Source organism: Nocardia neocaledoniensis (genome assembly GCF_003182135.1).
Classification (GTDB): domain Bacteria; phylum Actinomycetota; class Actinomycetes; order Mycobacteriales; family Mycobacteriaceae; genus Nocardia; species Nocardia neocaledoniensis.
In genome coordinates this window covers 21,006-44,911 of the sequence record NZ_QGTL01000001.1, presented here as the reverse complement: position 1 = coordinate 44,911, position 23,906 = coordinate 21,006, and the positions used below count along the sequence as shown (strand labels likewise).

The following is a 23,906-nucleotide window of genomic DNA, read 5'->3' as shown; positions in this document are numbered from 1 at the left end:
CCGGGGTCAGCGGGCGCCCGCGCGCAGGACCACCTTGCCGTTGCGGCCCGGCGTCTCGGAGACGACGGCGGCCTCGCCGGCCCGGTCCAGCGGGAACTCGGCCTGCACGTCGAGGCGCACGGTGCCGTCGGCGGCCCAGCCGACGAGTTCGGTGATCAGCCGCACGTAGTCGTCGCGATCGATCTCGGCGCTGCGCTGCTGTCCCCAGAAGCCTTTCACCACAGCCTGTTTGAAGATGACCGCGCCGGTGTCGATGCTCAGCGGCTGGCCCGACAGCGCGCCGAAGGACACCAGCTCGCCGCGCGGCGCCAGCAGCGACATCAACGCGTCGGCGGCCCGGCCGCTGACCTGGTCGACACCGCGCACGATCGGCTCGCCGCCGGTGACCTCGGCCGCCCGCGCCGCCCAGCCGTCGACCTCGGTGTCGAGCACCGGACCGTAACCGAGCTGTTCGAGCGCGCGCACCGACTCGGGGCCACGCACCAGGCTCAGCACCCGCACCCCGCGCTGCCGGGCGAACAGGTTCACCTGGCGGCCGACCGCGCCGTTCGCGGCGTTCACCGCGATCCACTGGCCCGGTTGCACCCGCAGGTCGTCCAAGAGCATGAGCGAGCTCAACGGCATGGCCAGCAGCTGGCAGGCGGTCTCGTCGGGCACGCTCGGCGGTATCGGGACGACCTGGTCGGCGCGGGCCAGGAAGAAGTCGGCCCAGGCCGCCCGCGCGCCCGCGACCGCGACGCGCTGACCGACCTCGGGCCCGGTGACGCCCGCGCCGACCGCGTCGACGACACCCACCGCCTCGGTGCCGGGAGTGGCGGGCAGCGGCGGCCGGTACCCGTAGACGCCGCGGATGATGGCCAGGTCGTGATTGTGGATCGGGGAGAGGATGGTCGCGATCCGCACCTCACCCGGTCCCGGCTCCGGCGCGGGCACCTCCCGCGTGCCGAGCACATCCTTCGGTTCGCCGAACTCGTCGATGACGACTGCCTGCATCTGGGCCTCCGTGGTGGTCGCGTGTCCCCGCCCGAGTCGGCTCCCATTGTGGCACCGCGGCGGCCTCGATCAGGGCAGCGGCGTTTCGTGCACGCTGCGCCAGCGCAGGTCGCGGTCGAGCACGGCGGTGACCCGGCGCGACTCGGCCGTGGCGCCGACGCGATGGGTCTCGAGGAACCGGAGCACGATCATCGCCTCGTCGACGACGCTCTCCACCTCGGTGATGTCGATGACGAGGCCGGGACGGGCGTTGCGCGCGCCGCGCAGACCGGTCAGCAGTTCCTCGCGCGCGAGCACCGTGCCCGCGGTGGTGACCATGGTGAACGCCGGATGCTGCGCGGCGGCGAAACGGTCGAAGACCTCGTCGGGCGCCTCCGAACCCAGCCAGTGCGCGAGATCGACGTGCAGGGATTCGACGGCGGCGACCAGTTCGGGGCGCGGCGGGACAGGAGTGTGCACGTCCGGATTCTAGGCGCTCGGGCCGATGTCAATACGCCGCGAGACGGATGTGGGAGGGACCACGGAGGGGCGGGGAAATCGCTCTCGCGGTGGACGAGCCGAGCCGGTCGGCGCGCCTACCCTCGGTGCATGACCGCCGGAACACGCTCTTCCGCACCCCCTTCGGGTCGCCGCCTCGCCGAGGTCGACATCCTGCGCGGGTTCGCGCTGTTCGGCATCCTGATCACCAACGCGATCGTCGCGACCACGCTCTGGTCGGTGGTCGGCACCCGGGACAAGCCGGTCTCGGTGTTCGACGGGACCGTCGACCAGGTGGTGCGGGCGAGCGTCGACGCGCTGTTCACCGGCCGCTTCTATCTGCTGTTCGCGTTCCTGTTCGGGTACTCGTTCACGCTGCAGATCGCCGCGGCCGAGCGCGCGGGGGTGGCGCCGACCCGGCGGTTGCTGCGGCGGTGCGGCGCCCTGTTCCTGATCGGGCTCCTGCACGTCTACTTCCTGTGGATCGGTGACATCCTCACCCTGTACGCGGTGCTGTGCCTGCTGCTGATCGCGCTGCGGAAAAAGAAGGCGCGCACCGCGATCGTCACCGCGATCGTGCTGTACACCCTGTGGTCGGTGTGGGCGTTCCTGCCCGGCAGCGAGGTCGGCATCCTCGGGCTCGGCGAGTTCTTCGACCTGCCGAAGCTGTCGGCCGACTACACCGGCGGCTTCGCCGACACCTTCGCCGCTCAGACCGCCATCGCCCCGATCTGGCTGTTCCTGATCTGGTTCAGTCAGGGCCTGCCGAGCCTGGCGATGTTCCTGCTCGGGATGACGGCGGGCAACCGCAAGCTCTTCGAGGATCCGGAGACCCTGCGCCGCTGGTCTTCTCGCGCGATGCTGATCGGATTCGGTCTCGGCGTGCCGATCTCGGCCATGACCTTCGGCCAGCTCATGCACTGGTGGGACCCACCGCTGCTGCACGGCGCGCAGTACCTGGTCGCCCCCGCCATGACCTTCGCCTACCTCGCCGCGATCCTGCGCCTGGTTCACCTGCCGCGCACGGGCCGGTACCTCGGCCTGCTCGCTCCCGCGGGCCGGATGGCCGCCACCAACTACATCGGCCAGTCGGTCGTGCTGATGATCGTCTATACCGGCTACGGTTTCGCCCTCGCCGACGATCTCCCGCCCCTGGCCGTCATCGGCGTCGCCCTGCTCACCTTCGCCGCCCAGCTCGCCCTCAGCGCCTGGTGGCTGCGCGGCCACGCCTACGGCCCGGTCGAGTGGGTCCTGCGCGCCGCCACCTATCGCACGATCCCCGCCTGGCGGCGGCCCGCGGAACCTGTTGCCGTCCAGGGTGGATAGCGGGTCCGCGCTATCGGGGTGGGAGGAGATCGCCGTCGCTGACGGTGTAGGTCAACGGGGGATAGGTGAAGTCCGTTTCCTGGTTCTCGCGTCGGCGTAGCCGGTAGAACTCCTGCCGCTGATCCTCGTCGGCCGCGGTGAGACGTTCGCCTCCGGGCAGGTACGCGTGCCCGTCGTGAAATCGCACGTGGGTCTTGGACGTTCGGAAGGTCACACCGAGCCACTCGTTCGCCGCTGCCGGGGCGTCGAGGACGATCTTGTGCCGGAGACGCCGGTTGGCGGCGACGGAGAAGACGACGGCGCTGTGATGGGCGAGAGGGATCTCGACCTTCTCGCCGGAGCCCTTCTGCGTGACGACCAGCTTCCTCGGCGGGACGGCGACGGGCTCGCGATAGCACGAGAAGACGGCGATGAAGGAGTCGTCGGCCAGGTCGAGGGCTTGATCGCAGTGGCTGCCCATGGTGGCGTAGTCGTTGGTGTAGATCTCGAGGAGCGCGTTGTCGAAGGCCACCGGGACCTCGGCCAGCGCCTGGATCCGCTCGGCCAGGTGGTCGTGCACGGGTTGGAAACGCTGCGCCGGATCGCGGTACCGGGTGGTGGTGCGAACGAGCGGAACACCGCCCGCCGCATCGACTTTGGTGAGCGTGGTACCGCTGCGGCCTCGTCCCAGCGCTTCCAGCGCCGCCGAGGCAGCGAGCTCGGCGAAGAGGTCGCGCTCGGTCGGTACGGGGTAGGAGACGATCGCGTCCCGGAGGTCAGGGGCGGGGCGCACGGTAGTCTCCCGCGTTCATGCTGAAGCGGAACCGGTCGCCGTAGTCGATGACGGAGGTGGTCCTGTTCTCCTCGGCGTACAGCCGGCGCAACTCGTCCATGCCCGCCTCGGTGGGCGGCTCCAGCGGCACCAGCGTGCCGTCGTGCGCGAGGAAGGTCCGGCCGTTGCGGTGCACGGCCTCGGTTTTCGAGCAGCGCACCACGTAGCCGAGGCGCGTCGGCAGCACGGCGGCGTCCAGCGTCGAGGGCTGGATCTCGTGGGTGTACAGGCGATTGGTCGTCAGCGGCATGAAGAAGACCGAACCGGGGTAGAGCGTCAGGCGGAACTGTGCAGGGCGCCCTGGCCGCTCGTCGGCCGGATTCTTCAGGCGGAAGCGGAGACCGGTGAGTCCACTGGTCCGGCGCAGCCCGTAGTCGAAAGGGTCCTCCGGCAGTGGACGCAGCGCGTCCAGCCCGTCGTAGAAGGTGCAGAACGCCATGATGCCGTTGGCCGGCATGTCCTTGGTCTTGTCGGCGTGCGCCGAGATCTTCGCCTTGGACTGCTTGCTGTCGGCCGTGGCCGGGGTGTTGTGATAGATCTGGGCGAGCACGTGATCGAGCCGCGCGTGGTCGCGGAAGACGGTGTCGGCCTCGCGGTTCAGCGCGTCGACGATGCTCGTATCGGTCGGGCGGAACCCCTCGGTGGGCCCCGACAGGTTCGTCGAACACCGCAGCAGACGGAACCGCAGCGCGTCGCCGTCGCGTGTGACGGGGCTCAGGTAGATCCCGCGGCGATGGGCCGTCCCCGGTTTCGTGGACTCGGTCAGCGACTGGAACGTGTGCTCCGCGCGGATCCGCCCGAAGTGATCGGCCCCGAGATCGAAGAAGCGGCGGTAGTACACGCCGACATCGTGCACGCGGACCGGGACCCGGCCGCTGTCGACGACGGGCCACGACTCGTCCTCGCGCGGACCGTTCGACAGTTCCCGCACGACGAACACCCGGGCGGCCGTGCGCACGTGCCGCGCGCTGATCGCGGACACGTCACCGCACAGGTACACGGTCTTCCGCGTGAGATCGACGGTGCCGGCGACGAGTTCCTCCGGCGAGATCGTGGCGCCGAAGAAGGTGCCGGGTAAGTCGTTGTCCGGCAAGGTTCCCGGCGCGACCACGATGTTGCCCGAGTCCTCGATCGCCGCCACTGCCATGTCCATCACGGGTCCCCGCCCATCCGCCGAACTCCGCGCCACCGCGACACCGGCGCGCCGAGAGCATGCTACGTCAGGCCGGGCACCGAACTAGGAGGCCGCCGCCCGGCGGAATTCGGCGCGCCAGCGGTGGCGGCCGGGGAGGTCGGGGCGGGGGAGGCGTTCGACGCGGACCGGAGTGAGGTCGGGGGTGGCGATGGCGTCGATGTCTTCCGGGGTGAGGGGCCACGGTGGGCCGGGCAGGGGTGCGCCGGCGATGTCGGCGATGACGAGCAGGGTCGCGCCGGGTGCCAGAAAGGTGCGCAGGGCGGCGGTGGCGGGCTCGCGGACAGCGGGCGGCAGGGATTGCACGGTGATGGATTCGATCACCAGGTCGAAGGCCGCCGTCCAGTCGGCGGGCGGGTTCAGCAGGTCGGCGACCTGGTAGGTGACCGGCGACGCGGGGTGGCGGGCGCGGGCGCCGCGGATCGCGGTGGGCGAGATGTCGAAGGCGGTGGTTCGCGATCCCCGCGCGGCGACGAATTCGGCGTCGGTGCCGAAGCCGCAGCCGATGACCAGCGCGCGCGTGCCCTGCGGCGTCGGATGGCCGGCGAACCAGTCCACCAGCAGGGGATTCGGGTCGGGGCGGTCCCACGGGACGGGCGCGGAACCCGCCGCGGCCTCGGCGTAGAGCGGTTCGAACCATCCGGTCGGATCGTTCGCGGCCAGGGCTTCGGCGGCGAGCCGACGATCTGCGGGTTCCCGCGCGTCCGTCATGCGACCAGTCTTCCCCATGGCCCGCGCGACCCGGGTCAGGGGACCAGGACGACTTTCCCTGTGGTGGCGCGGGATTCGAGGGCCTCGTGGGCCCGGGCCGCCTCGGCGAGGCGGAACTCGGTGAGGGCGGGCGTGAAGACGCCTTCGGCGGCGAGGTCGAGGGCGCGGCGGGAGAGGGGCAGGAGATCACCGCCCGCGCGTTCGATCATCGGGGGTCCGAGGACGGAGCGGGAGGCGATGCGCCGGGGCGCGAGAGTCGCCGGGTCCAGGACGGTTTCGGCGCCGCTGGACCAGCCGAAGATCAGGTGGGTGCCGCCCGGGCCGAGCAGGTCGACCGCGGCCGCGCCGTTCGCGCCGCCGACACCGTCGAACACATCGGTCGCGGTGCGTCCGCCGAGGCGGACGCGGACCTGGTCGGGCCAGTCGGTGGCGGTGTAGTCCACGGCGATGTCGGCGCCGTTGGCCTCGACCCGGCGCACCTTCGCGGGCCCGCCGGCGAGCCCGACCACGGTGGCGCCCATCGCCTTGGCGTACTGCACGAGCAGGGTGCCGATGCCGCCGGCCGCGGCGGTCACCACCGCGACACTGTCGGCGTCGAGATCGGTGAACAGCAGGATGCCGAGGGTGGTGCGGCCGGTGCCGATCATGGCGACGGCCGCGCCGGGGGAGACGCCGTCGGGGATGGTCAGCAGGCGATCGGCGTCGGCCACCGCCAGCTCGGCGTATCCGCCGGGCGCGGCGCCGAGATGGGTGACGACCGCTCGACCGAGCAGACCTGGAGCGACACCATCGCCCACCCGGTCGACGGTCCCGGCGACCTCGCGCCCCGGCACCGTCGGCAAGGCGGGCACCGGAAACGGCCCCGGCTCCCCACGGCGCAGCGCGGTGTCGACCAGGTGCACACCGCTGGCCGCGACGGCGATGCGCACCTGACCGGCGGCGGGTTCGGGATCGGGGACGGTCTCGTAGCGCAGGTTCGTGGCCGGACCGAATTCGTGCAGTCTGATCGCGTGCATGCCCACATCGTTCAACCTGAATGACGGTTGAGGTCAAGCGGTGTGGTCAGCCCGCCATCGGCCGCTGTTTGCGGTCGGCGCGGGCGGCGAATCCGTCGCACAGCGCGTCCAGGCCGAGGAACAGCAGGTCCTCCGAGGTCAGTTCGCTCACCCCGGCGCCGTTGAGCTCGGCCAGCGCGGGTGGCACCGGGAACGACGGGGTGCCCTCGAGCAGGTCGCGCAGTCCGTTCGTGTCGTCGGTGGCGGTGCGCTTCTCGGTGAGCAGCGCGCCGCCGACGACGGGCAGGCTCGCGCCGGAGATGTAGTTCCACACCGTGAAGGCCATCGTGGTGGCCTCGCGCACCGACACGTCCAGCTCGCGCAGACCCGCCACCAGCCACGCGAGGCTGTTGAGGCCCTGCGGGCCGAAGCTGTAGCGGGGCACCGCGAAGGTGAGCAGCACCCACGGATGCTGCTGGTAGAGCTCCCAATCGATCTGTGCCGCGATGCGCACGCGGTCGCGCCAGGTCCAGCCCCGGCCCGCCGGATCGGGATAGGGATGCCGGGCCGCGATCTCGTCGGTCATCGCGGCGATCAGCTCGTCCTTGTTGGTCACGTGCCGATACAGCGACATGGTGCCGACCTCGAGCCGCTCGGCGATGCGCCGCATCGAGACCGCGTCGAGCCCGTCGGCGTCGGCGAGGGTGATCGCTACGTCGACGATCGCGGTACGTGTGAGCTTCGCGTCAGTCATCCCATGATTCACTTTCCATGACCCCCGGACATGCGTACACTGTACCCGTTCCCCGCGTACGGCGTACGCAAACCCCTGGAAGGATGTCGGAATGACGAAGCTGGAACCGGCGGTGCCCACCGCAGCCGCCGGTGGACGCCGCGCGTGGCTCGGCCTCGGCGTGCTGCTGCTCCCGGTGCTGCTGGTGTCGATGGACATCTCGGTGCTGTTCCTCGCCATGCCGACGCTCACGGCCGACCTGGATCCCAGTGCCTCCCAACAGCTCTGGATCCTCGACATCTACGGCTTCATGCTGGCGGGCCTGCTCATCACGATGGGCAATCTCGGCGACCGGATCGGCCGCCGCAACATCCTGCTCCTCGGCGCCTCCCTGTTCGGCCTCGCCTCCGTGCTCGCCGCGTTCGCGCCCAGCGCCGAGATCCTCATCGCCGCGCGCGTGCTGATGGGCATCGGCGGCGCGACGCTGCTGCCGTCGAGCCTGGCGCTCATCTCGAGCCTGTTCCCCGACGCCCGCAGGCGCGCCACCGCGATCGGTGTGTGGACCGCGTTCTTCGCCGGCGGCTCGGCGGTCGGCCCGATCATCGGCGGGCTGCTGCTGCACCACTTCTGGTGGGGCTCGGTGTTCCTGATCAACATCCCCGTGCTGGCGATCCTGCTGATCTTCGGTCCGATCCTGCTGCCCGAGCACCGGTCCACCGCGCTCGGCCCGCTCGATCTGCCCAGCGTCGCGCTGTCCATCGCGGGCATCCTGCCGGTGGTCTACGGCATCAAGCACCTGGCGGCGGAGGGCTTCGACCTCGCCTCGGTGGTGATCGCCGCGGTCGGCGTCGTCGTGCTGGTGGTGTTCGTGCGCAGGCAGCGCAGCCTGGCCGAACCGCTGCTCGACCTGAGCCTGTTCACCCGGCCGCTGTTCCGGGTCGCGATCGGCGCGAGCCTGGTCGGGATGATGTCGCTGGCCGCGATGAGCTACCTGACCAGCATCTACCTGCAGTCGGTCACCGGGCGTGATCCGCTGCAGGCGGCCCTGCTCGGCATCCCGATGGCGGTCGCGGTGTTCGTGTTCTCGATGAGCGGCGCGAAGGTCGGGCAGGCGCTCGGGGTGCGGGCGACCTTCACCCTCGCGCTGGTGATGTCGGCCGTGGGCAACCTGATGCTGCTCGGCGTCGGGGTCGACGGTGGCCTGCCCTGGTACATCCTCGGCTCGATGATCGCGGGCATCGGCTACGGCATCTCGTTCACACTGGTGTCGGACGTCGCGGTGTCGGCGGTGCCCGCCGAGCGGGCCGGATCCGCGGTGGGCATCTCCGAGACCAGCTTCGAACTGGGCAACTCGCTCGGCCTGGCACTGCTGGGATCGGTGGCCGCGCTGGTCTTCCGCTCCGGCGGCGACTTCGGTGACACCCTCGGCGAGACGATCCTGCACGCGAACGGCGACAGCGGCCTGGTGGCCGCGGCGCGCGAGTCGTTCGTCAGCGGCATGCACGTGGCCACGACCGGTGGCGCGCTGCTGCTCCTCGCGATGGCCGCGCTGGCCTGGCGGTCGGCCCGTGGCGCCCGCGCGATGACGACCGAGACCCGGGGTGAGCTGCACCACTGAGCGCCCTCACGGGGCGGATCGCGCGTCCGGTTGCATAGGATCGGCGGATGCGAAACGAGGGTGCGAGCCTGGCGACCCTGCTCGCGCTCGCCGACTCGCGCCTGCCGATCGGCGGGCACGTGCACTCCGGGGGCGTCGAGGAAGCCGTGGCATCGGGTCTGGTGCGTGACACCGGCAGTGTCGAGCTGTATCTGCGGCGTCGCGTCGCGACGTCGGGGCTGGTGGCCGCTTCGCTGGCGGCGGCGGTGTGCGCGGGCACGCTGACGCCCGAACGCGCCGAGCTCGAAGCCGACGCGCGCACCCCCGCGCCCGCCGCGCGTGTCGCCTCGCGGGCCCAGGGCCGCGGCCTGCTGCGGCTGGCGAAACAGCTGTGGCCGCGGCACGAATGGACGTGTGCCGGTGCGCGGCCCCATCTCTCGACCGTCTTCGGCATGGTCGGCATCGCCTGCGCCGCCGAGCCGGAGCAACTCGCCGGAGTGGTCGTCTACACCACGCTGACCGGCGCCGCCACGGCCGCGCAACGACTCCTCGCCCTCGATCCCGCGGCCATCGCCGACGCCACGATCCGCCTCGCGCCGCTGTGCGACGCGCTCGCCGCCGAGGCCGCGGCGGGGCTCGCCGCGCTGTCGGACCCGCTGCAGGACGCCATGGCCGAACGGCATCTGCTGCGCGACATGCCGTTGTTCGCCTCCTGAGCACCCCGAATCCCCGTCCCCACGAGAAGGAGTTCCCATGCCGCCCCATCTGATCGATGGCGAACCGCACGAGCACAGCCACGACCGTCCCAAGCGGCACCGCGCGCCGGGCGAGGCGCTGCGCATCGGCATCGGCGGCCCGGTCGGCTCCGGCAAGACCGCGCTCGTCGCCGCGCTGTGCAGGCAGCTGCGCGACGAACTGTCCCTCGCGGTGCTGACCAACGACATCTACACCACCGAGGACGCCGACTTCCTGCGCCGCCACGCCGTGCTGCCCGACGAGCGGATCACCGCCGTGCAGACCGGTGGTTGCCCGCACACCGCCATCCGCGACGACATCACCGCCAACCTCGACGCCATCGACGATCTGGTCGCGGCCAATCCGCCGCTGGACCTGATCCTGGTGGAGTCCGGCGGCGACAACCTCACGGCCACGTTCTCCTCCGGCCTGATCGACGTGCAGATCTTCGTCGTCGACGTCGCCGGCGGCGACAAGGTGCCGCGCAAGGGCGGACCCGGCGTCACGTTCTCGGACCTGCTCGTGGTGAACAAGACCGACCTGGCCCCGATGGTCGGCGCCGATCTGGGCGTGATGGAGCGCGACGCGGCCAAGGTGCGCGAGGGCCGCCCCACCGCCCTGGTGTCGCTGACAGACGACCCGGCCGCCACCCCCGTGCTGGCCTGGGTGCGTGAGCAGCTGCGCGTCATCGCCGAGCAGGACGCGGCCGCCGGCGTTGCGCACTGAACTGAGCATCGTCGCCGCCCCGGGCAGGCTGCCGCGCATCGACGCGGTCGGCGGCCTGGCCGGGCGGCACACCGGCACCGACACGGTGCACCTGATCGGCACCGCCGCGACACCGCTCGGTGGTGACGAACTCGACATCCGCGTCACGGTCCTGCCCGGCGCGCGGCTGACCGTGCGTTCGGTGGCGGCGACGATCGCGCTGCCGAGCACCCGCACCCCGCTGTCGGTGGCGCACTGGCACTTCGAGCTGGGATCGGGCGCCATCCTGGACTTCGACCCGGAACCGACCATCGTGGCCGGGGGCGCCCGGCACCACACGGTGACCACGGTGCGGCTGGCGCCGGACGCGCGGCTGCGGCTGCGGGAACGGGTGCAGGTCGGTCGCAGCGGGGAGGACGACGGCGGCTGGCGCGGTGACCTGATCGCCGATGTCGAGGACGTGCCCCTGCTGCGGCACCGGCTCGAACTCGGCACCGGGTCGCACACCGACGACGTTCTGCGCGCGCCACGCGCACTCGACAGCGAACTGGTCTACCCCGACGATCGGCCCGCCTGGACCGGTGGCGTCGACGCGGTGCGGCTGCCGCTGGCCGCGGGCGGATCGCTCGCGACCCGCACCGGCACCCGATTGAGTGCCGCGGAGACCCGCGGCGCGACTCCGGCGCTCGCAGTCGGCTGATCGGCGGAAACAACAGTGGGAGCCGGTGATCCGGCTCCCACTGTCGCAGCACGGCAGGATCAGGCGCTGACGAGCTCCGCCTGATCGGCGACCGACTCCGGCGCGGCCGCCCGCGGCGGAGTGAGGAAACCACTGGCCGCGCCCACGGCGGCACCGACACCGGCGCCGACGACGGTCGCCGGCACCGACACCGCCATGTAACCGGCCATGCCGCCCAGGATCGGACCGGCGACCAGGCCGACCGGTAGGAACGGCACACCGGCCACGAGCCCGGCGATCGCGCCGCCCGTGCTCGCCGCCATCGCGAACGGGATCGCCACCGTCGACCCGACCGCCGCGCCGCGCGCCGCGCTGCCCAGCGTGGAAGCCGCGATGTGGTCGGAGCGGCTGCGCTCGAGCCCGACCGAGTCGAGGAAGGTCGCCAGGTTCGCCTCGGTGGTGGCCGCGGCGTCGTTGATCTGGATCGACGTGTCCACCGGAACGAAATCGGGCACCGGGACCTGCTGGTCACCGAAGCGGAACTGCCCCGGCGGCGGCAGGATCGGCGGCACCGGCGCGACCGCGGTCGGTGCGTGCAACGTGCCCACCGGAGACAGGTAGTCCGTTTCCGGGCCGGTGCGCGACCACTGCAGCGAACTGCGCGTGTTCTCCGGCATCTGCTTGCCCACGTACGGGGTGGCGTTGGGCGCCACCGCGTCGAACTCCGGCCCGGCCGGTTGATCGTGCTGGGTCACCGCCGCCTGCGCGGGATCGGCATTCGCGGTGCCCGTGCCGATCAGGGCCATGACCAGGGGTACCGCTCCTGCCGCGACGACCGAACCCACCTTCTGTCGCTGCGGGCTCGGCGCCCTGTGTTTCCCCGTCGCCATAGATCACCTTTCATCCAGGGGATTGGTCACACATATGACCTCCGACATTCGGACCGGTGCCGGAGACGGATGGGTCCGAAACGGGAACTGGCCGGAAAGGGATGGCGGTGCGGAAACGCCGACGGCCGGGTGGTTCGGAAACCACCCGGCCGTCGTGCGCGCTGTGTCAGCCGACTTCGCGCTGCCGCGGCGCGCCCGCCTTGGCGTTGCCGGGCGGCGCGCCGAGGGCGGCGTGCAGTTCGTCGGCGTCCTGCTGGTCGGACTGCACTTCCTCGATCGCCAGCCGGGCGAAGACCCACTGTTCGGTGGCGGCCATCTGCCCGCGGTTGCGGCCGAGGAACGAGACGAACCAGCCGATCACCGTGACGATCCGGCTGCGGTAGCCGACGAGGTAGTAGAGGTGCAGCGCGAGCCAGGCCAGCCACGCGATGAACCCGCTGAACTCGAACTTGCCGATCTGGCAGACCGCGTCGAAGCGCGAGATCGTGGCCATCGAGCCCTTGTTGAAGTACTTGAACGGCGCCCGCTGCTCGGGGGTCTGGCCCTTGAGCCCGGCCTTGATCGCCTTGGCCGCGTAGGTGGAACCCTGGATCGCGCCCTGCGCCTGCCCCGGCACGCCGGGCACCGACATGAGGTCGCCGACCACGAACACGTTCGGATGACCCTTGACGGTGAGGTCGGGCTCGACGACGACGCGCCCGGCCCGGTCGACCTCGGTGCCGTTGGAGCGCTCGGCGATCATCTTGCCCAGCGGGCTGGCCTGCACACCGGCCGACCACACCTTGCACGAGGACTCGATCCGGCGCGTGCTGCCGTCGGCGTCCTTGACGACCACGCCGTGCGCGTCGACATCGGTCACCATGGCGTTGAGCTGGATCTCCACGCCCATCTTCTCGAGCCGCTTGGCGGCCTTGGCGCCCAGCTTCGGGCCCATCGGGCCGAGCACGGCGCCCGCGCCCTCGAGCAGGATGACGCGCGCGTCGCGCGGGTCGATCGTGCGGAAGGTGCCGTCGAGGGTGCGGTCGGCCAGCTCGGCGATCTGTCCCGCCAGCTCGACGCCCGTCGGGCCCGCGCCGACGACGATGAAGGTGAGCAGCCGGTCGCGCTCCTCCTGCGTGCTCGCCAGCTCGGCCTGCTCGAAGGCGCCGAGGATGCGGGCGCGCAGTTCCAGCGCGTCGTCGATCGTCTTCATGCCGGGCGCGAAGGTCGCGAAGTGGTCGTTGCCGAAGTACGACTGCTGCGCGCCGGTGGCCACGATGAGGCTGTCGAACGGGGTCACGGTGTCGCGGTTGAGTAGTCGCGAGGTGACCGTCTTGTTCGCCAGGTCGATGTCGTGGACGTCACCGAGCAGCACCTGGGCGTTCTTCTGCTTGCGCAGCACCAGCCGGGTGGCGGGCGCGATCTCGCCGGTCGAGAGGATGCCCGTCGCCACCTGGTACAGCAGCGGCTGGAACAGGTGGGTGGAGGTCTTGGAGATCAGCGTGATGTCCACGTCGGCCTTGCGCAGATGCCTGGTGCCGAACAAGCCGCCGAACCCGGAACCGATCACCACCACACGGTGTCGCTGGTTCCCGACAGACTGAGTGCTCATCGTCCTGCTCCTCGACAGACTGGGGTGGCCCCGCAACGGTGGTGACAGGGATTACCGTAGTCGGCTCCGGAGGCGACGTCGCCACGAGATCCCGGATCCGAACGACAAGATCGACAATACGGGACGGGCGGGTCAGCGACCGGCAAGCAGAATTCTGGCGACCTCGGTGTCGGTCTCGGCGCCCTCGGTGTAGCCGCCGTCGGCGCCGAGCGCGTTCATGATGGCCAGGGTGTAGCGCTCGCCGTCACCCGCGACGCCGACCGAGTTCACCACCCAGCCGTCGGCCTCGGCCGACCAGCCGTTTTTCAGGCCGGGCCGCATGGCCGAACCCGCGCCCCACACGCCCCAGTGCTGGTTGGAGTCGACCGAGCGCATGCGGTCGAGCAGGTAGGCCAGGTCGTCGGGGTGCATGGTGTCGAGGATGGTGTTCATCAGCCGGTCCAGGTCGGCGGCGGTGCACTTCTGGAAGGACCAGTCGGGGAACATCGCCGAGGTCGTCGGCTGCGGGATCAGGCTGACCATGCCGTAGGCGCGGAAGGCGTTGTTGTAGGCCATCCGGTCGAAGCCGATGTACTTGTTCCACAGCACGTCGGTGGCCTGGTCGTTGGAGGTGGCCAGCATGGACTCGATGTTGGTGCGGTCCTCGGGGGACAGGCCGATGGCGCCGACCCTGGCGCGGTTGAGCAGATCGGCCGCGATGGCCAGCTTGATCGTCGACGCGGTCCACACCTGGTTCTCGGCGTGCTCGTTGGCGTAGGTCCCGCCGGTCTGCCGGTCGCGCAGGACATAGCCGACGACGCCGGGCCGCCCGGCGAGGTAGGAGTTCACCCGCGCGATCCGCGCGTTCATGTCGCCGTCGAAGCCGGACACCTGGGTGAGCGCCGGGGGCGCGGCCTCGGCGGAGGCCGACAGCACGGGGACGCCCGGGGTGAGGACGCCCGCCGCGGCGAGGAGACAGGCGGTCGCTGCGACCCGGGTGACGACACGGGAGGAAGAGGAACGGTCACGCACGAGGGACCACCCTGGCACACCTGAGGCCGCAGCGCACTACTCCCGCCGAAATTCGGTGGTAGCGCCGTTGCGCCACAGGGGTTTTGCGGTCAGTGATGCGCGGCGTGCGGTGTCGCGATCGGACAGCCGTTGAGGCGATGGCAGTGCTCGAACGCCTCCCCGTGCTGATCCAGCGGCCAGGTGTGCAGCACCTGGTCGGCGCCGTAGCGCCCGCGGTTGATCAGTTCCCAGCGGTCACCTGCGCGACGGACGACGAAACCGCCACCGGGAACCAGAGGTATCACCTGCGCGATCATCTAACCGGACCAGCCTTTCGCCTGCGGCCGAACTGTCCCACCCGAACGGCAACCATCTCACGGGCGATTTCCGGGGCCCGGCCGACGCGGCCGGTAACACGTTGCAGTGTGGCCTATTTCACTCGCCCTGTGCGGTGGTGGCGGCGGGGCCGCACGATTGCGGGTCGATCGCTGGGCGTATAAACGACGGATGCCGTTGCACCTCCATCGCGCCGAACGCGCCGACGCGCTGGCCGACGGACTGGGGAGTTTGCTCGGCAGCGCACCGGCCGACCCGTTCGCCACCGAGGTGGTCGCCGTCCCGGCAAAGGGGATCGAGCGGTGGTTGGCGCAGCGCCTGTCGGGCGTGCTCGGTGTGGGCGGCGCGCCGGCGGGAACGGACGATCTTCGCGACGCCGTCCCGGCCGCGGGCTCGGCAGGCCCTGATGCGGAGGCGCGGGCCGACGGTGTGCCGGGCGCGGGTCGCGCTGGCCGGCGCCGCGGCGACGGTATCGCCGCCAACATCGTGTTCCCGGCGCCGGCGGCCCTGGTCGCCGAGGCGCTGTCCGCGGCGAGTGGGGTGGCTCCCGAGGACGACCCGTGGTCGGGGCAGCGGCTGGTCTGGACGCTGCTCGGCGTGATCGACGAGGTCGCCGGCGAGCCGTGGGCGGCGGTGCTGGCCCGGCATCTCGGGCTGCCCGGCGCGGGGCATCGCGTCGGCCGCCGCTACGCCACCGCGGCCCACCTGGCCGCCCTGTTCGATTCGTACGCCGCCCAGCGGCCGCAGCTCCTGCTGGATTGGACCGCGGGCGCCGACACCGACGGCGCGGGCGGCCAGGTCCCCGGCGACCTCGCCTGGCAGCCCCGGCTCTGGCGGGCGCTGCGCGCGGCGGTCGGTTCGCCGAGTCCGGCGGAACGGCTGGCGGCGGCCTGCGCGCGCCTACGCGCCGAGCCGGGCTCCGTCGACCTCCCGGACCGGCTGTCCGTCTTCGGCCTCACCCGCCTGCCCGCCGACCAGCTCGCCGTCCTCACCGCCCTGGCCGAACATCGCGACGTCCACCTGTGGCTGGCGCACCCGAGCCCGGCCATGTGGACAGCGCTGTCGGCAGCGGGAAGCGGACCGGCCTCCGACGCTCGCACCCGGACGCCCGCGCCGGAGCGGACGGACCCGCCGTCGGGGTCGGGGGCGCACGACGGATCGGGCACCGACCTTCGCGACCTGGGAGCGGCGTTGTCGCACGACGATCGCGCCGCGAGACCGGCGCTGTTCTCGCGTGCCGGTGCGGTTCGCCCGAGGTCGGCCGACACCACCGCCGACCTCGTGCGTCATCCGCTGCTGGCCGGGCTGGCGCGGGACGTCCGGGAACTGCAGCAGCGGCTGGATCCCGTGCTGGACAGCGAGACCCACCTGCCGGGCGCTCCGGCGCCGGCCTCCCTGCTCGGCGCCGTGCAGGCGGCGATTCGGGACGATCGGGCGCCTGAGGCGGGGGCGCTGCCCGACGGGACGGTCGAGGTGCACGCCTGTCACGGGCCCGCCCGCCAGGTCGAGGTGCTGCGCGATCTGCTGCTGAGCGCGTTCGCCGCCGATCCCGAGCTGCAGCCGCGCGACGTGCTGATCATGTGCCCCGATGTCGAGGCCTACGCTCCGCTGGTCCGCGCCGCGTTCGGACAGCGCGTGCCCGGGGCGGTGGATGTGCCCGTGGCGGGCGAACATCCGGCCCACCAGCTGCGGGTCCGGCTCGCCGACCGGGGACGCGCGGTGACCAACCCGATGCTCGCGGTCGTCATCGACCTGCTGGAACTGGCTGACGGTCGCGTCACCGTGACGCAGGTGCTCGACCTCGCGGCGAGCGAGACCGTCCGCAGGCGCTGCGGCTTCGACGACGACGACATCGAGCGGCTGCGCGAATGGGCGGCCGAGTCCGGCGCGCGCTGGGGGATCGGCCTGCGCCAGCGCGAGGCGTTCGGCCTCGCCGACTTCGCCCAGAACACCCTCAACGCCGCGGTCGACCGCATCCTGCTCGGCGTCACCGCCGACGAATCCGGGGACGACTGGCTGGATCTGGCGCTGCCCCTCGACGACGTCGACTCCAACGACGTCGACCTGGCCGGTCGGTTCGCCGAGTTCGTCGACCGGCTGGCCGTGTGCCTGCGCGATCTGCGCGGCCCCCGTCCCGCCGCGGAGTGGACGGCGGTGCTGCTGCGCGCGGTCGAGCTGCTCACCGACGTGCCCGACGCGCACTCCTGGATCAGGACCGAGGCGCGGCGCGAGATCGTCGCCGCCACCGAACACGCGGGCGCGACGCCGTTGCGTCTCGCCGACGTCGCGGTCCTGCTCACCAGCCGCCTGGCGGGCGGGCCCGGCCGCGCGAACTTCCGCACCGGCGAACTGACCGTGTGCACCCTGGTGCCCATGCGGTCGGTGCCGCACAAGGTGGTCGTGCTGCTCGGTCTCGACGACGACGTCTTCCCCCGGCCGGGCTCGGTCGACGGCGACGACCTGCTGGCCCGCGACCCGCTGCTCGGCGAGCGTGACGCCCGCAGCGAGGACCGCCAGCTGCTGCTCGACGCGATCATGGCGGCGGGGGAGAAGCTGCTCGTCGTGCACTCCGGCGCCGACCCCGTGACCGGCGCCGCCCGCCCGCCCGCGGTGCCGGTGGCCGAGCTGCTCGACGTGCTCACCGTGCACGTCGGCCGCGCGGCGATGGACGCGGTGCGCGTGCGACATCCGTTGCAGGCCTTCGACCGTCGCAACTTCGACCCCGCGCGGCCGCGCAGTTTCGACACCGTCGCCCTGGCCGGCGCCAGAGCCGCCGCGCGGCCGTCCGCGCCCCGGCCCCCGCTGCTCACCGAGCCGCTGCCCCCGGCGCCGCTCGGCGATGTCGCGCTGGCGGAACTGATCGCCTTCGCCGAACACCCCGTGCGGGCCTTCCTCTGGCAGCGGCTCGGACTGCGGGTGCCCGAGGAATCCGAGGACATCGCCGACCAGCTACCCATCGAACTGGACGGGCTGGCCAAGTGGGATCTCGGCGAGCGGATGCTGTCGGCGCGGCTCACCGGCGCCGACCCGGCCGGGCTGCGCGCGGCCGAATGGCGACGAGGCACGTTGCCGCCCTTCGGATTCGGGGCCGCCGTGCTCGACGAGGTGGAGGGCACGGTCGACACCATCGTGCGCACCGCGCTGCCCGACTACGAGGCGCCCGCCCGCGCCGTCGACATCGCCATCGACCTGGGCGGCGGCCGCACCCTGTCCGGCACCGTCCCCGAGGTGCGCGGGGAGACGCTCGTGCGCACGACCTACTCCCGGCTGGCGCCGAAACACCGGCTGGCGGCCTGGGTGTCGCTGTTGGCGCTCGCGGCCACCGAGGACCGCTCGTGGCGGGCGATCAGCACGGGGCGCGGGCAGTTCCGCAGCAGGCCGGTGGCGCGCTCGGTGATCGTGGCGCCGGAAGCGCCCGCCGCGCGGGAGATCCTGCGCGATCTGGTGCGCTCGCGCGACGAGGGGCTGTGCGCGCCGTTACCGGTCGCGCCCGCGGCCACCGCCGCCTACGCCGAGCGGCGCTTCCGGGGCGACGGCGTCGCCGACGCGCTGCTGGCCGCCGAGCACGCCTTCGACGGCGGTCCCAACGGCCCCGACAAGTTCGGCGACCACACCGATCGCTACCTGCGCTACGTATGGGGCCGCGCCCCGCGCTTCGGCAGTCTCGCCGCGGAGCAGGCCAGGCCGGGCGAGCCGGAGAGCACCCGCTTCGGCGCGGTCGCGCGCCGCTGGTGGGGGCCCCTGCTGGCCGCCGAGAGTCAGGGGCAGCCGTGACCGGGACCGTGACGGCGCCCGCCGCCTTCGACGCCGCGGGGCCGCTGCCCGAGGGCACGACCGTGCTCGAGGCGAGCGCGGGCACCGGCAAGACCCACGCCATCGTCGGCCTCGCCGTGCGCTACGTGGCCGAAGCGGGCATCGCCGTCACCGAACTGCTGCTGGTGACCTTCAGCCGCGCCGCCACCCAGGAACTGCGGGAACGCACCAGGGACCGGTTCGTCACCGTCGCGACCGCGCTGGCCGACCAGGCCCTCGCGCGCGCCCATCCCGACGAGCTGGTGCGCGCGCTGGCCGACACCGATCCCGCGACGCTGCGGCTGCGCCGGCACCGATTGCTCACGGCACTGGCCGATTTCGACGCGGGCACCATCGCCACCACGCACTCGTTCTGCCAGCGGATGCTCGACGAACTCGGGCTCGCGGGCGAACACGATCCGGGCGCCCGGCTGGTGGAGTCGGTCGACGAGCTCGTCGCCACCGTCGCCGACGACCTGTACCTGGCCCGCTACGCCCGCGACCGCGCCCCGTTCACCCTGCGCGAGGCGCACACCCTCGCCCTGGCCGCCGTGCACGACCGGCACGCCGAGCTGGCCCCGCGCACCGACGGCGCCGCGGGCGAGCGGGTGGCCTTCGCGACCGCGGTCCGCGCGGAGACCGAACGCCGCAAACGCCGTGCGGGACTGCGCGATTTCGACGATCTGCTGGTGCTGCTGCACGACGTGCTCGCCGACCCGGAGCACGGGCCGCGGGCGTGCGCGCGGATCCGGCAGCGCTACCGCGTCGCCCTGGTCGACGAGTTCCAGGACACCGATCCGCTGCAGTGGGACATCCTGCGCCTGGCCTTCCACGAACACGCCACCCTGGTGCTGGTCGGCGACCCGAAGCAGGCCATCTACGCCTTCCGCGGCGCCGAGGTCCTCAGCTACCTCGACGCGGTCGCGCACGCCCAGCGGCGCAGCGAGCTGACGCGGAACTGGCGCAGTGACGCGGGTCTGCTGCGCGCGCTCGATCATCTGTGCGGCGGCGCGGAACTGGGGCATCCCGAGATCAGCGTGTACCCGGTGACCCCGACCCGGCCGGACACCCGCCTGCACGGCGACCCGGCCGTGATCACGCCGCTGCGGGTGCGGGTCCTGCCGCGCACGGGGGCCGGGCCGCGGAACCGATCGGGATTCCCCTCGGTGGGCAGGCAGCGGGCCAAGGTGGCCGACGACCTCGCGGCCGACATCGTCACCCTGCTCGAATCCGGGGCCACCATCGACGCCAAACCCGAACGCGGCGCGGATCATTCGCTCGCCGAGGCGGGCGACGGCCGGGTCCGCAGGCCGATCGGGCCCGGCGACATCGCCGTGCTGGTGCGTACCCGCACCCAGATCGACGTCGTGCGCGCCGCCCTCGACCGGGTGGGCGTGGCCTCGGTGCTGGCAGGCGGCACCAGCGTGTTCGCCACGGCCGCCGCCACCGACTGGCTGTGGGTGCTGCGGGCGCTCGAACAGCCGCATCGTGGTGACCGGGTGCGGCTGGCCGCGTGCACCCCGATCCTCGGCGTGACCGTCGCCGAGATCGACGCGGGCGGTGCCGATCTCGTCGGCAGGGTGTCCACCCAGCTGCGCGAGGCGGCGCGGCTGTTCGGGCGCGCCGGGTTCGCGGCGGTGTTCGACAAGCTCGCCACCGAGACCGATCTCGCGCCCCGGCTGCTCGCGGTGGAGAACGGCGAACGCGAACTCACCGACCTGCGCCACCTCGCCCAGCTGCTCGACGAGGTCGCCCTCGCCGAGGGGCTGGGGCTCACCGCGCTGACCCGCTGGCTGGCCGACCGCGTCCGCGACCCCGAGGCGGGCAGTGTGAGCGGCCGCAGCAGACGCCTGGACCGCGACGCGGCGGCCGTGCAGATCGCGACCGTGCACGCCAGCAAGGGGCTCGAATTCCCGATCGTCTACGTGCCTTTCGCGTGGGACAGCGCCAAGAACCCCTATCCGGCCACGCTGCTGTTCCACGACGACAACGGCACCCGCGTGCTCGACATCGGCGGCAAGGAGGCGCCCGGCTACGGCGAGCGCCAATTGCGTTGCGAGGCCGAGGAATCGGGCGAGGAGTTGCGGCTGCTGTATGTCGCGCTGACGCGAGCCATGTGCCAGGTCGTCACCTGGTGGGCGCCCGCGGTCACCACCGGCGCGGCCCCGCTGCACCGGATGATGCTGGGCCGTCGGCCGGGCTCGGCGCAGGTCCCGCGCCGCGCGGAGATTCCGGCGGACACCGCGGCGGTACAACGGATCACCGAATGGGCCGCACCCGCCGCCGAGGTGATCTCGGTGACCGCCGTCGACCGTCCCGACGACGTGGCGCCCCGGCGGGTGCGCGCCGAACTCCCCACCGGTGAGCTGGCCGCGGCCGACTTCACGCGGACGCTCGACCAGCAGTGGCGGCGCACCTCTTACTCCGCGCTCACCGCGGGTGCCCACGACAGCGCGGGCGTGACCGAGGAGGAACCCGAGGACGGGCCCGGCCCCGACGACGAGGCCGCCGAGCCGCCACTGGACGCCCCGGCCGGCGGCTCGGCCGCGCCCTCGCTCATGAACGCCCTGCCCTACGGCGCCGAATTCGGCACCCTCGTGCACGGCGTGCTCGAAACCGTCGACACCTCGGCGCCCGACCTCGCCGCCGAGGTGCACGCCCGCTGCCTGGCCGCCGTCGAACACACCATGACCGAACTCGAGGTCGACGTGCTGTCGGCCGCCCTGCTCGAAGTCCTGCGCACGCCTGCCGATTTCGGGTCCCTGGCCACCATCCCCACGCGGGATCGGCTGTGCGAGCTGGAATTCGAGCTGCCGCTGGGTGGCGGCGACACCCCGACCGCGCGGCCGGCGACCATGCACGCGGTCGCCGCGCTGCTGCGCGAGCATCTGCCCGCCGACGACCCGCTGGCCGGCTACGCCGATCATCTTGCGGCCCTGCCCGACACGGTCCTGCGCGGCTACCTCACCGGCAGCATCGACGCCGTGCTCCGGGTCCCCGAGGCGACGGGTGGCCACCGCTACCTGATCGTGGACTACAAGACGAACCGCCTCGGCACCGGCGATCTCACCGTCGAGCACTACCGCCGCGAGCACATGGTCACCGAGATGATCCGCTCGCACTACCCCCTCCAGGCCCTGCTGTACGCCGTCGCGCTGCACCGCTATCTGCGCTGGCGGGTGCCCGGCTACGATCCGGCGCGGCACCTCGGCGGCGCGCGCTATCTGTTCGTGCGCGGCATGATCGGGCCGGCGACCCCGCCTGGACACGGCGTCTTCGACTGGTATCCGCCCGCCGAACTCGTTGTCGCGCTGTCGGATCTGCTCGCGGGAGGCGCGCGATGACCTCGATCCAGGTGGCGCAGCGCGGCACGGGGCTGCTGCGCGTGTTCAACGAAGCGGGCGTGCTCTCGGCCGCCGACGTGCACGTCGCGGTGCGGCTGGGGCGGATGGGCCGCGAGGACAGCGAGGACGTGCTGTTCGCGGCGGCGCTCGCCGTGCGCGCGGTGCGCTCCGGGTCGGTGTGTCTCGAGCTGGCGCGGATGCGCGAGATCGGCATCGACGCCGACGAAAGCCGCGGCGCGGCACCGGGTATCGACCCCGCGACGCTGCCGTGGCCCGACGTCGATCGCGTGCTCGCGGCCCTGCGGCGCAGTCCGCTGATCTGTGGCGGGCCCGCCGGGCCGCTGTGCCCGCTGCGCCTGGTCGAAGCCGACGCCGACGGTGGCGCGCTGCTCTACCTGGACCGGTACTACCAGCAGGAACAGACGCTGCGGCGCGTGCTCACCGAACGCAGCGCCGATCACCCGGTGATCGATACCGCGCTCGTGCGCGCGGAGCTGGATCGCCTCTTCACCGATCCGCACGGCGACGGTCCCGACCGGCAGCGGCTCGCGGCCGCGCTCGCCGCCACGCACTGGACCACCGTCGTCGCCGGCGGCCCCGGCACCGGCAAGACGCACACCATCGCGCGCATCCTCGCCCTGCTCACCGCCCACCGCCGGGCCACCCCGAAACTGCCCGCCCTGCGTATCGCCCTGGCCGCGCCGACCGGCAAGGCCGCCGCGCGGTTGCAGGAGGCCGTGCGCGAACAGGCCGCCGAACTGGGCCTGCCCGAGCTGACCGCGGCCACCCTGCACCGGCTGCTGGGCTGGCAGCGCGGCCGCACCACCAGATTCCGGCACCACGAACACAATCGGCTGCCCTACGACGTGGTGGTCGTCGACGAGACCTCGATGGTGTCGCTGACGATGATGAGCCACCTGTTCTCGGCGCTGCGGCCCGACACCCGGCTGGTCCTCGTCGGCGACCCGGATCAGCTCGCCTCCGTCGACGCCGGCGCGGTCCTGGCCGATCTGGTCGCCGGACCCGTCACCGCGTCCCCGAATCCGGCCCTGCGGAAGTTGCTCGACGCGGATCCGGCGCTGGGGGCGCGGGTGGACGGCGTGACGCCCGAGGTCGGGGGCGCGACGGCGGCTTCGCGCGGCGAGCCGGACGAGCTCGCGCCTGTGCACGCCGTGTCCGACGCGTCCACGGAGGGGGCTGGGGCACAGGATGTTTCGTCGGCGCTGTCGCCGGTGGAGCGGCGCAGGCTCGGCGGCGGGATCGTGCGGTTGACCCGGGGCAGGCGCTTCGGCGGACGGATCGCCGACGTCGCCGTCGCCGTCCGCGCGGGCGACGCCGACGCCGCCCTGGCGATTCTGCGCGCCGGGGGCGAAGATGTCTCGCTGTGCGGACCCGAGGACGTGGCGGCGGTCCGCGCCGATGTCACGGTGGCGGCGCGCGCGGTGACGGCCGCCGCCGAGGCCGGCGACGCCGTCGGCGCGCTCACCGCGCTGGAGTCGCACCGCCTGCTCTGCGCGCACCGCCAGGGGCCGTTCGGCGTGGAACGCTGGGACCGGATGGCGGGGGAGTGGGCCGCCGCCGCGGGCGCGGGACCGGAAGGGCCGCAATCGGTCTGGTATCCCGGACAGCCGCTGCTGGTGACCGCCAACGATCACGAGGCGCGCATCTACAACGGCGACACCGGCGTCATCGTGCGCCGCCCCGACGGGTCGTTGCGCGCGGCGCTGCAACGCGGCAGCGAGCCGTATCTGGTGCACCCCACCCAGTTCCCGGCCGTGGTCACCGTGTTCGCGATGACCATCCACCGCAGTCAGGGCAGCCAGTACGACACCGTCTCGGTGGTGCTGCCCGAACCCGAATCCACCTTGCTGACAAGGGAACTGCTCTACACCGCGATCACCCGCGCCCGCTCGCACGTGCGCGTCATCGGCACCGAGGAGTCGATCCGGGCCGCCATCGGCCGCCGGGTGCTGCGGGCCAGCGGACTGTCCCGCGGCACCCCGGCGTAG

General features: G+C 72.5%; 19 protein-coding genes. 8 read left to right on the top strand and 11 right to left on the bottom strand.

The window, feature by feature from the left end; all coding sequences use genetic code 11:
• Positions 1–6 precede the first annotated feature (6 nt).
• Together DFR69_RS00200 and DFR69_RS00195 are read right to left on the bottom strand one after the other, a co-directional pair.
• Positions 7–993: a zinc-binding dehydrogenase gene (locus DFR69_RS00200; RefSeq protein WP_110035357.1), complete on the bottom strand. Its 987-nt coding sequence runs from the start codon at positions 991–993 to the stop codon at positions 7–9.
• Between the two features lie 69 nt (positions 994–1,062).
• Positions 1,063–1,452, bottom strand: coding sequence for a hypothetical protein (locus DFR69_RS00195; RefSeq protein WP_110035356.1), 390 nt, complete (start codon positions 1,450–1,452; stop codon positions 1,063–1,065).
• A gap of 129 nt (positions 1,453–1,581) precedes the next feature.
• On the opposite strand from DFR69_RS00195, the gene DFR69_RS00190 reads away from it, so the two are divergent.
• Positions 1,582–2,796: a DUF418 domain-containing protein gene (locus tag DFR69_RS00190; RefSeq protein WP_110035355.1), complete on the top strand. Its 1,215-nt coding sequence runs from the start codon at positions 1,582–1,584 to the stop codon at positions 2,794–2,796.
• A 10-nt stretch (positions 2,797–2,806) separates the two neighbouring features.
• Here DFR69_RS00190 and DFR69_RS00185 read toward each other — a convergent pair whose 3' ends face one another.
• The 5 genes from DFR69_RS00185 to DFR69_RS00165 all read right to left on the bottom strand — a co-directional run bounded on the left by DFR69_RS00185 (position 2,807) and on the right by DFR69_RS00165 (position 7,259).
• Positions 2,807–3,568 (bottom strand): hypothetical protein, encoded by a 762-nt coding sequence (locus DFR69_RS00185; protein WP_110035354.1) that lies wholly within the window; start codon positions 3,566–3,568, stop codon positions 2,807–2,809.
• A complete protein-coding gene (locus DFR69_RS00180) occupies positions 3,552–4,760 on the bottom strand; it encodes a hypothetical protein (protein WP_110035353.1) in 1,209 nt (402 codons plus the stop codon). The genes DFR69_RS00185 and DFR69_RS00180 overlap by 17 nt, the downstream gene beginning before the upstream one ends.
• Positions 4,761–4,844: 84 nt before the next feature.
• Positions 4,845–5,510, bottom strand: coding sequence for a class I SAM-dependent methyltransferase (locus DFR69_RS00175; protein ID WP_110035352.1), 666 nt, complete (start codon positions 5,508–5,510; stop codon positions 4,845–4,847).
• Positions 5,511–5,545: 35 nt separating this feature from the next.
• The gene (locus tag DFR69_RS00170; RefSeq protein WP_110036038.1) at positions 5,546–6,526 is read right to left on the bottom strand and encodes a zinc-binding dehydrogenase; all 981 of its coding nucleotides are present in this window, start codon (positions 6,524–6,526) and stop codon (positions 5,546–5,548) included.
• A gap of 46 nt (positions 6,527–6,572) precedes the next feature.
• The gene (locus DFR69_RS00165; protein ID WP_110035351.1) at positions 6,573–7,259 is read right to left on the bottom strand and encodes a TetR/AcrR family transcriptional regulator; all 687 of its coding nucleotides are present in this window, start codon (positions 7,257–7,259) and stop codon (positions 6,573–6,575) included.
• 91 nt (positions 7,260–7,350) lie between these two features.
• Between DFR69_RS00165 and DFR69_RS00160 the strand changes: the two genes are divergently transcribed.
• The 4 genes from DFR69_RS00160 to DFR69_RS00145 are packed head-to-tail and all read left to right on the top strand — an operon-like array spanning position 7,351 to position 10,975.
• Complete coding sequence (locus DFR69_RS00160; RefSeq protein ID WP_110035350.1) at positions 7,351–8,856, top strand: MFS transporter; 1,506 nt, start codon at positions 7,351–7,353, stop codon at positions 8,854–8,856.
• Positions 8,857–8,903: 47 nt separating this feature from the next.
• A complete protein-coding gene (locus DFR69_RS00155; protein WP_110035349.1) occupies positions 8,904–9,551 on the top strand; it encodes an urease accessory protein UreF in 648 nt (215 codons plus the stop codon).
• A 37-nt stretch (positions 9,552–9,588) separates the two neighbouring features.
• Positions 9,589–10,296: an urease accessory protein UreG gene (gene ureG, locus DFR69_RS00150; RefSeq protein ID WP_110035348.1), complete on the top strand. Its 708-nt coding sequence runs from the start codon at positions 9,589–9,591 to the stop codon at positions 10,294–10,296.
• Positions 10,286–10,975 (top strand): urease accessory protein UreD, encoded by a 690-nt coding sequence (locus DFR69_RS00145; protein WP_110035347.1) that lies wholly within the window; start codon positions 10,286–10,288, stop codon positions 10,973–10,975. The genes ureG and DFR69_RS00145 overlap by 11 nt, the downstream gene beginning before the upstream one ends.
• 59 nt (positions 10,976–11,034) lie before the next feature.
• Here the strand turns inward: DFR69_RS00145 and DFR69_RS00140 are convergent, their stop codons facing one another.
• The 4 genes from DFR69_RS00140 to DFR69_RS00125 all read right to left on the bottom strand — a co-directional run bounded on the left by DFR69_RS00140 (position 11,035) and on the right by DFR69_RS00125 (position 14,742).
• Positions 11,035–11,844, bottom strand: coding sequence for a hypothetical protein (locus DFR69_RS00140; RefSeq protein WP_244198008.1), 810 nt, complete (start codon positions 11,842–11,844; stop codon positions 11,035–11,037).
• 166 nt (positions 11,845–12,010) lie between these two features.
• A complete protein-coding gene (locus DFR69_RS00135; RefSeq protein WP_110035345.1) occupies positions 12,011–13,435 on the bottom strand; it encodes an NAD(P)/FAD-dependent oxidoreductase in 1,425 nt (474 codons plus the stop codon).
• Positions 13,436–13,567: 132 nt separating this feature from the next.
• Entirely contained in the window at positions 13,568–14,284 is a 717-nt protein-coding gene (locus tag DFR69_RS00130) for a serine hydrolase (RefSeq protein WP_110036037.1), read from the bottom strand.
• Between the two features lie 251 nt (positions 14,285–14,535).
• Positions 14,536–14,742 carry a hypothetical protein gene (locus DFR69_RS00125; protein WP_110035344.1) on the bottom strand — a complete coding sequence of 69 codons (207 nt, stop codon included), beginning with the start codon at positions 14,740–14,742 and terminating at the stop codon, positions 14,536–14,538.
• Positions 14,743–14,932: 190 nt separating this feature from the next.
• On the opposite strand from DFR69_RS00125, the gene recC reads away from it, so the two are divergent.
• Genes recC through DFR69_RS00110 form a run of 3 tightly spaced genes read left to right on the top strand, consistent with a single transcriptional unit; the run spans position 14,933 to position 23,906 of the window.
• Entirely contained in the window at positions 14,933–18,535 is a 3,603-nt protein-coding gene (gene recC / locus DFR69_RS00120; protein WP_110035343.1) for an exodeoxyribonuclease V subunit gamma, read from the top strand.
• Positions 18,532–21,897 carry a UvrD-helicase domain-containing protein gene (locus DFR69_RS00115; protein WP_186817548.1) on the top strand — a complete coding sequence of 1,122 codons (3,366 nt, stop codon included), beginning with the start codon at positions 18,532–18,534 and terminating at the stop codon, positions 21,895–21,897. Before recC ends, DFR69_RS00115 begins: the two co-directional genes overlap by 4 nt.
• A complete protein-coding gene (locus tag DFR69_RS00110) occupies positions 21,894–23,906 on the top strand; it encodes an AAA family ATPase (protein ID WP_110035341.1) in 2,013 nt (670 codons plus the stop codon). The genes DFR69_RS00115 and DFR69_RS00110 overlap by 4 nt, the downstream gene beginning before the upstream one ends.

What these genes read in the sequence shown, in the direction of transcription:
- DFR69_RS00175 (WP_110035352.1), bottom strand. Translation starts at nt 5,510, where the DNA reads ATGACGGACGCGCGGGAACCCGCAGATCGTCGGCTCGCCGCCGAAGCC.
- recC (WP_110035343.1), top strand. Translation starts at nt 14,933, where the DNA reads ATGCCGTTGCACCTCCATCGCGCCGAACGCGCCGACGCGCTGGCCGAC.
- DFR69_RS00190 (WP_110035355.1), top strand. Translation starts at nt 1,582, where the DNA reads ATGACCGCCGGAACACGCTCTTCCGCACCCCCTTCGGGTCGCCGCCTC.
- ureG (WP_110035348.1), top strand. Translation starts at nt 9,589, where the DNA reads ATGCCGCCCCATCTGATCGATGGCGAACCGCACGAGCACAGCCACGAC.
- DFR69_RS00165 (WP_110035351.1), bottom strand. Translation starts at nt 7,259, where the DNA reads ATGACTGACGCGAAGCTCACACGTACCGCGATCGTCGACGTAGCGATC.
- DFR69_RS00155 (WP_110035349.1), top strand. Translation starts at nt 8,904, where the DNA reads ATGCGAAACGAGGGTGCGAGCCTGGCGACCCTGCTCGCGCTCGCCGAC.
- DFR69_RS00125 (WP_110035344.1), bottom strand. Translation starts at nt 14,742, where the DNA reads ATGATCGCGCAGGTGATACCTCTGGTTCCCGGTGGCGGTTTCGTCGTC.
- DFR69_RS00130 (WP_110036037.1), bottom strand. Translation starts at nt 14,284, where the DNA reads ATGAACGCGCGGATCGCGCGGGTGAACTCCTACCTCGCCGGGCGGCCC.
- DFR69_RS00180 (WP_110035353.1), bottom strand. Translation starts at nt 4,760, where the DNA reads ATGGACATGGCAGTGGCGGCGATCGAGGACTCGGGCAACATCGTGGTC.
- DFR69_RS00140 (WP_244198008.1), bottom strand. Translation starts at nt 11,844, where the DNA reads ATGGCGACGGGGAAACACAGGGCGCCGAGCCCGCAGCGACAGAAGGTG.
- DFR69_RS00160 (WP_110035350.1), top strand. Translation starts at nt 7,351, where the DNA reads ATGACGAAGCTGGAACCGGCGGTGCCCACCGCAGCCGCCGGTGGACGC.
- DFR69_RS00110 (WP_110035341.1), top strand. Translation starts at nt 21,894, where the DNA reads ATGACCTCGATCCAGGTGGCGCAGCGCGGCACGGGGCTGCTGCGCGTG.
- DFR69_RS00200 (WP_110035357.1), bottom strand. Translation starts at nt 993, where the DNA reads ATGCAGGCAGTCGTCATCGACGAGTTCGGCGAACCGAAGGATGTGCTC.
- DFR69_RS00135 (WP_110035345.1), bottom strand. Translation starts at nt 13,435, where the DNA reads ATGAGCACTCAGTCTGTCGGGAACCAGCGACACCGTGTGGTGGTGATC.
- DFR69_RS00170 (WP_110036038.1), bottom strand. Translation starts at nt 6,526, where the DNA reads ATGCACGCGATCAGACTGCACGAATTCGGTCCGGCCACGAACCTGCGC.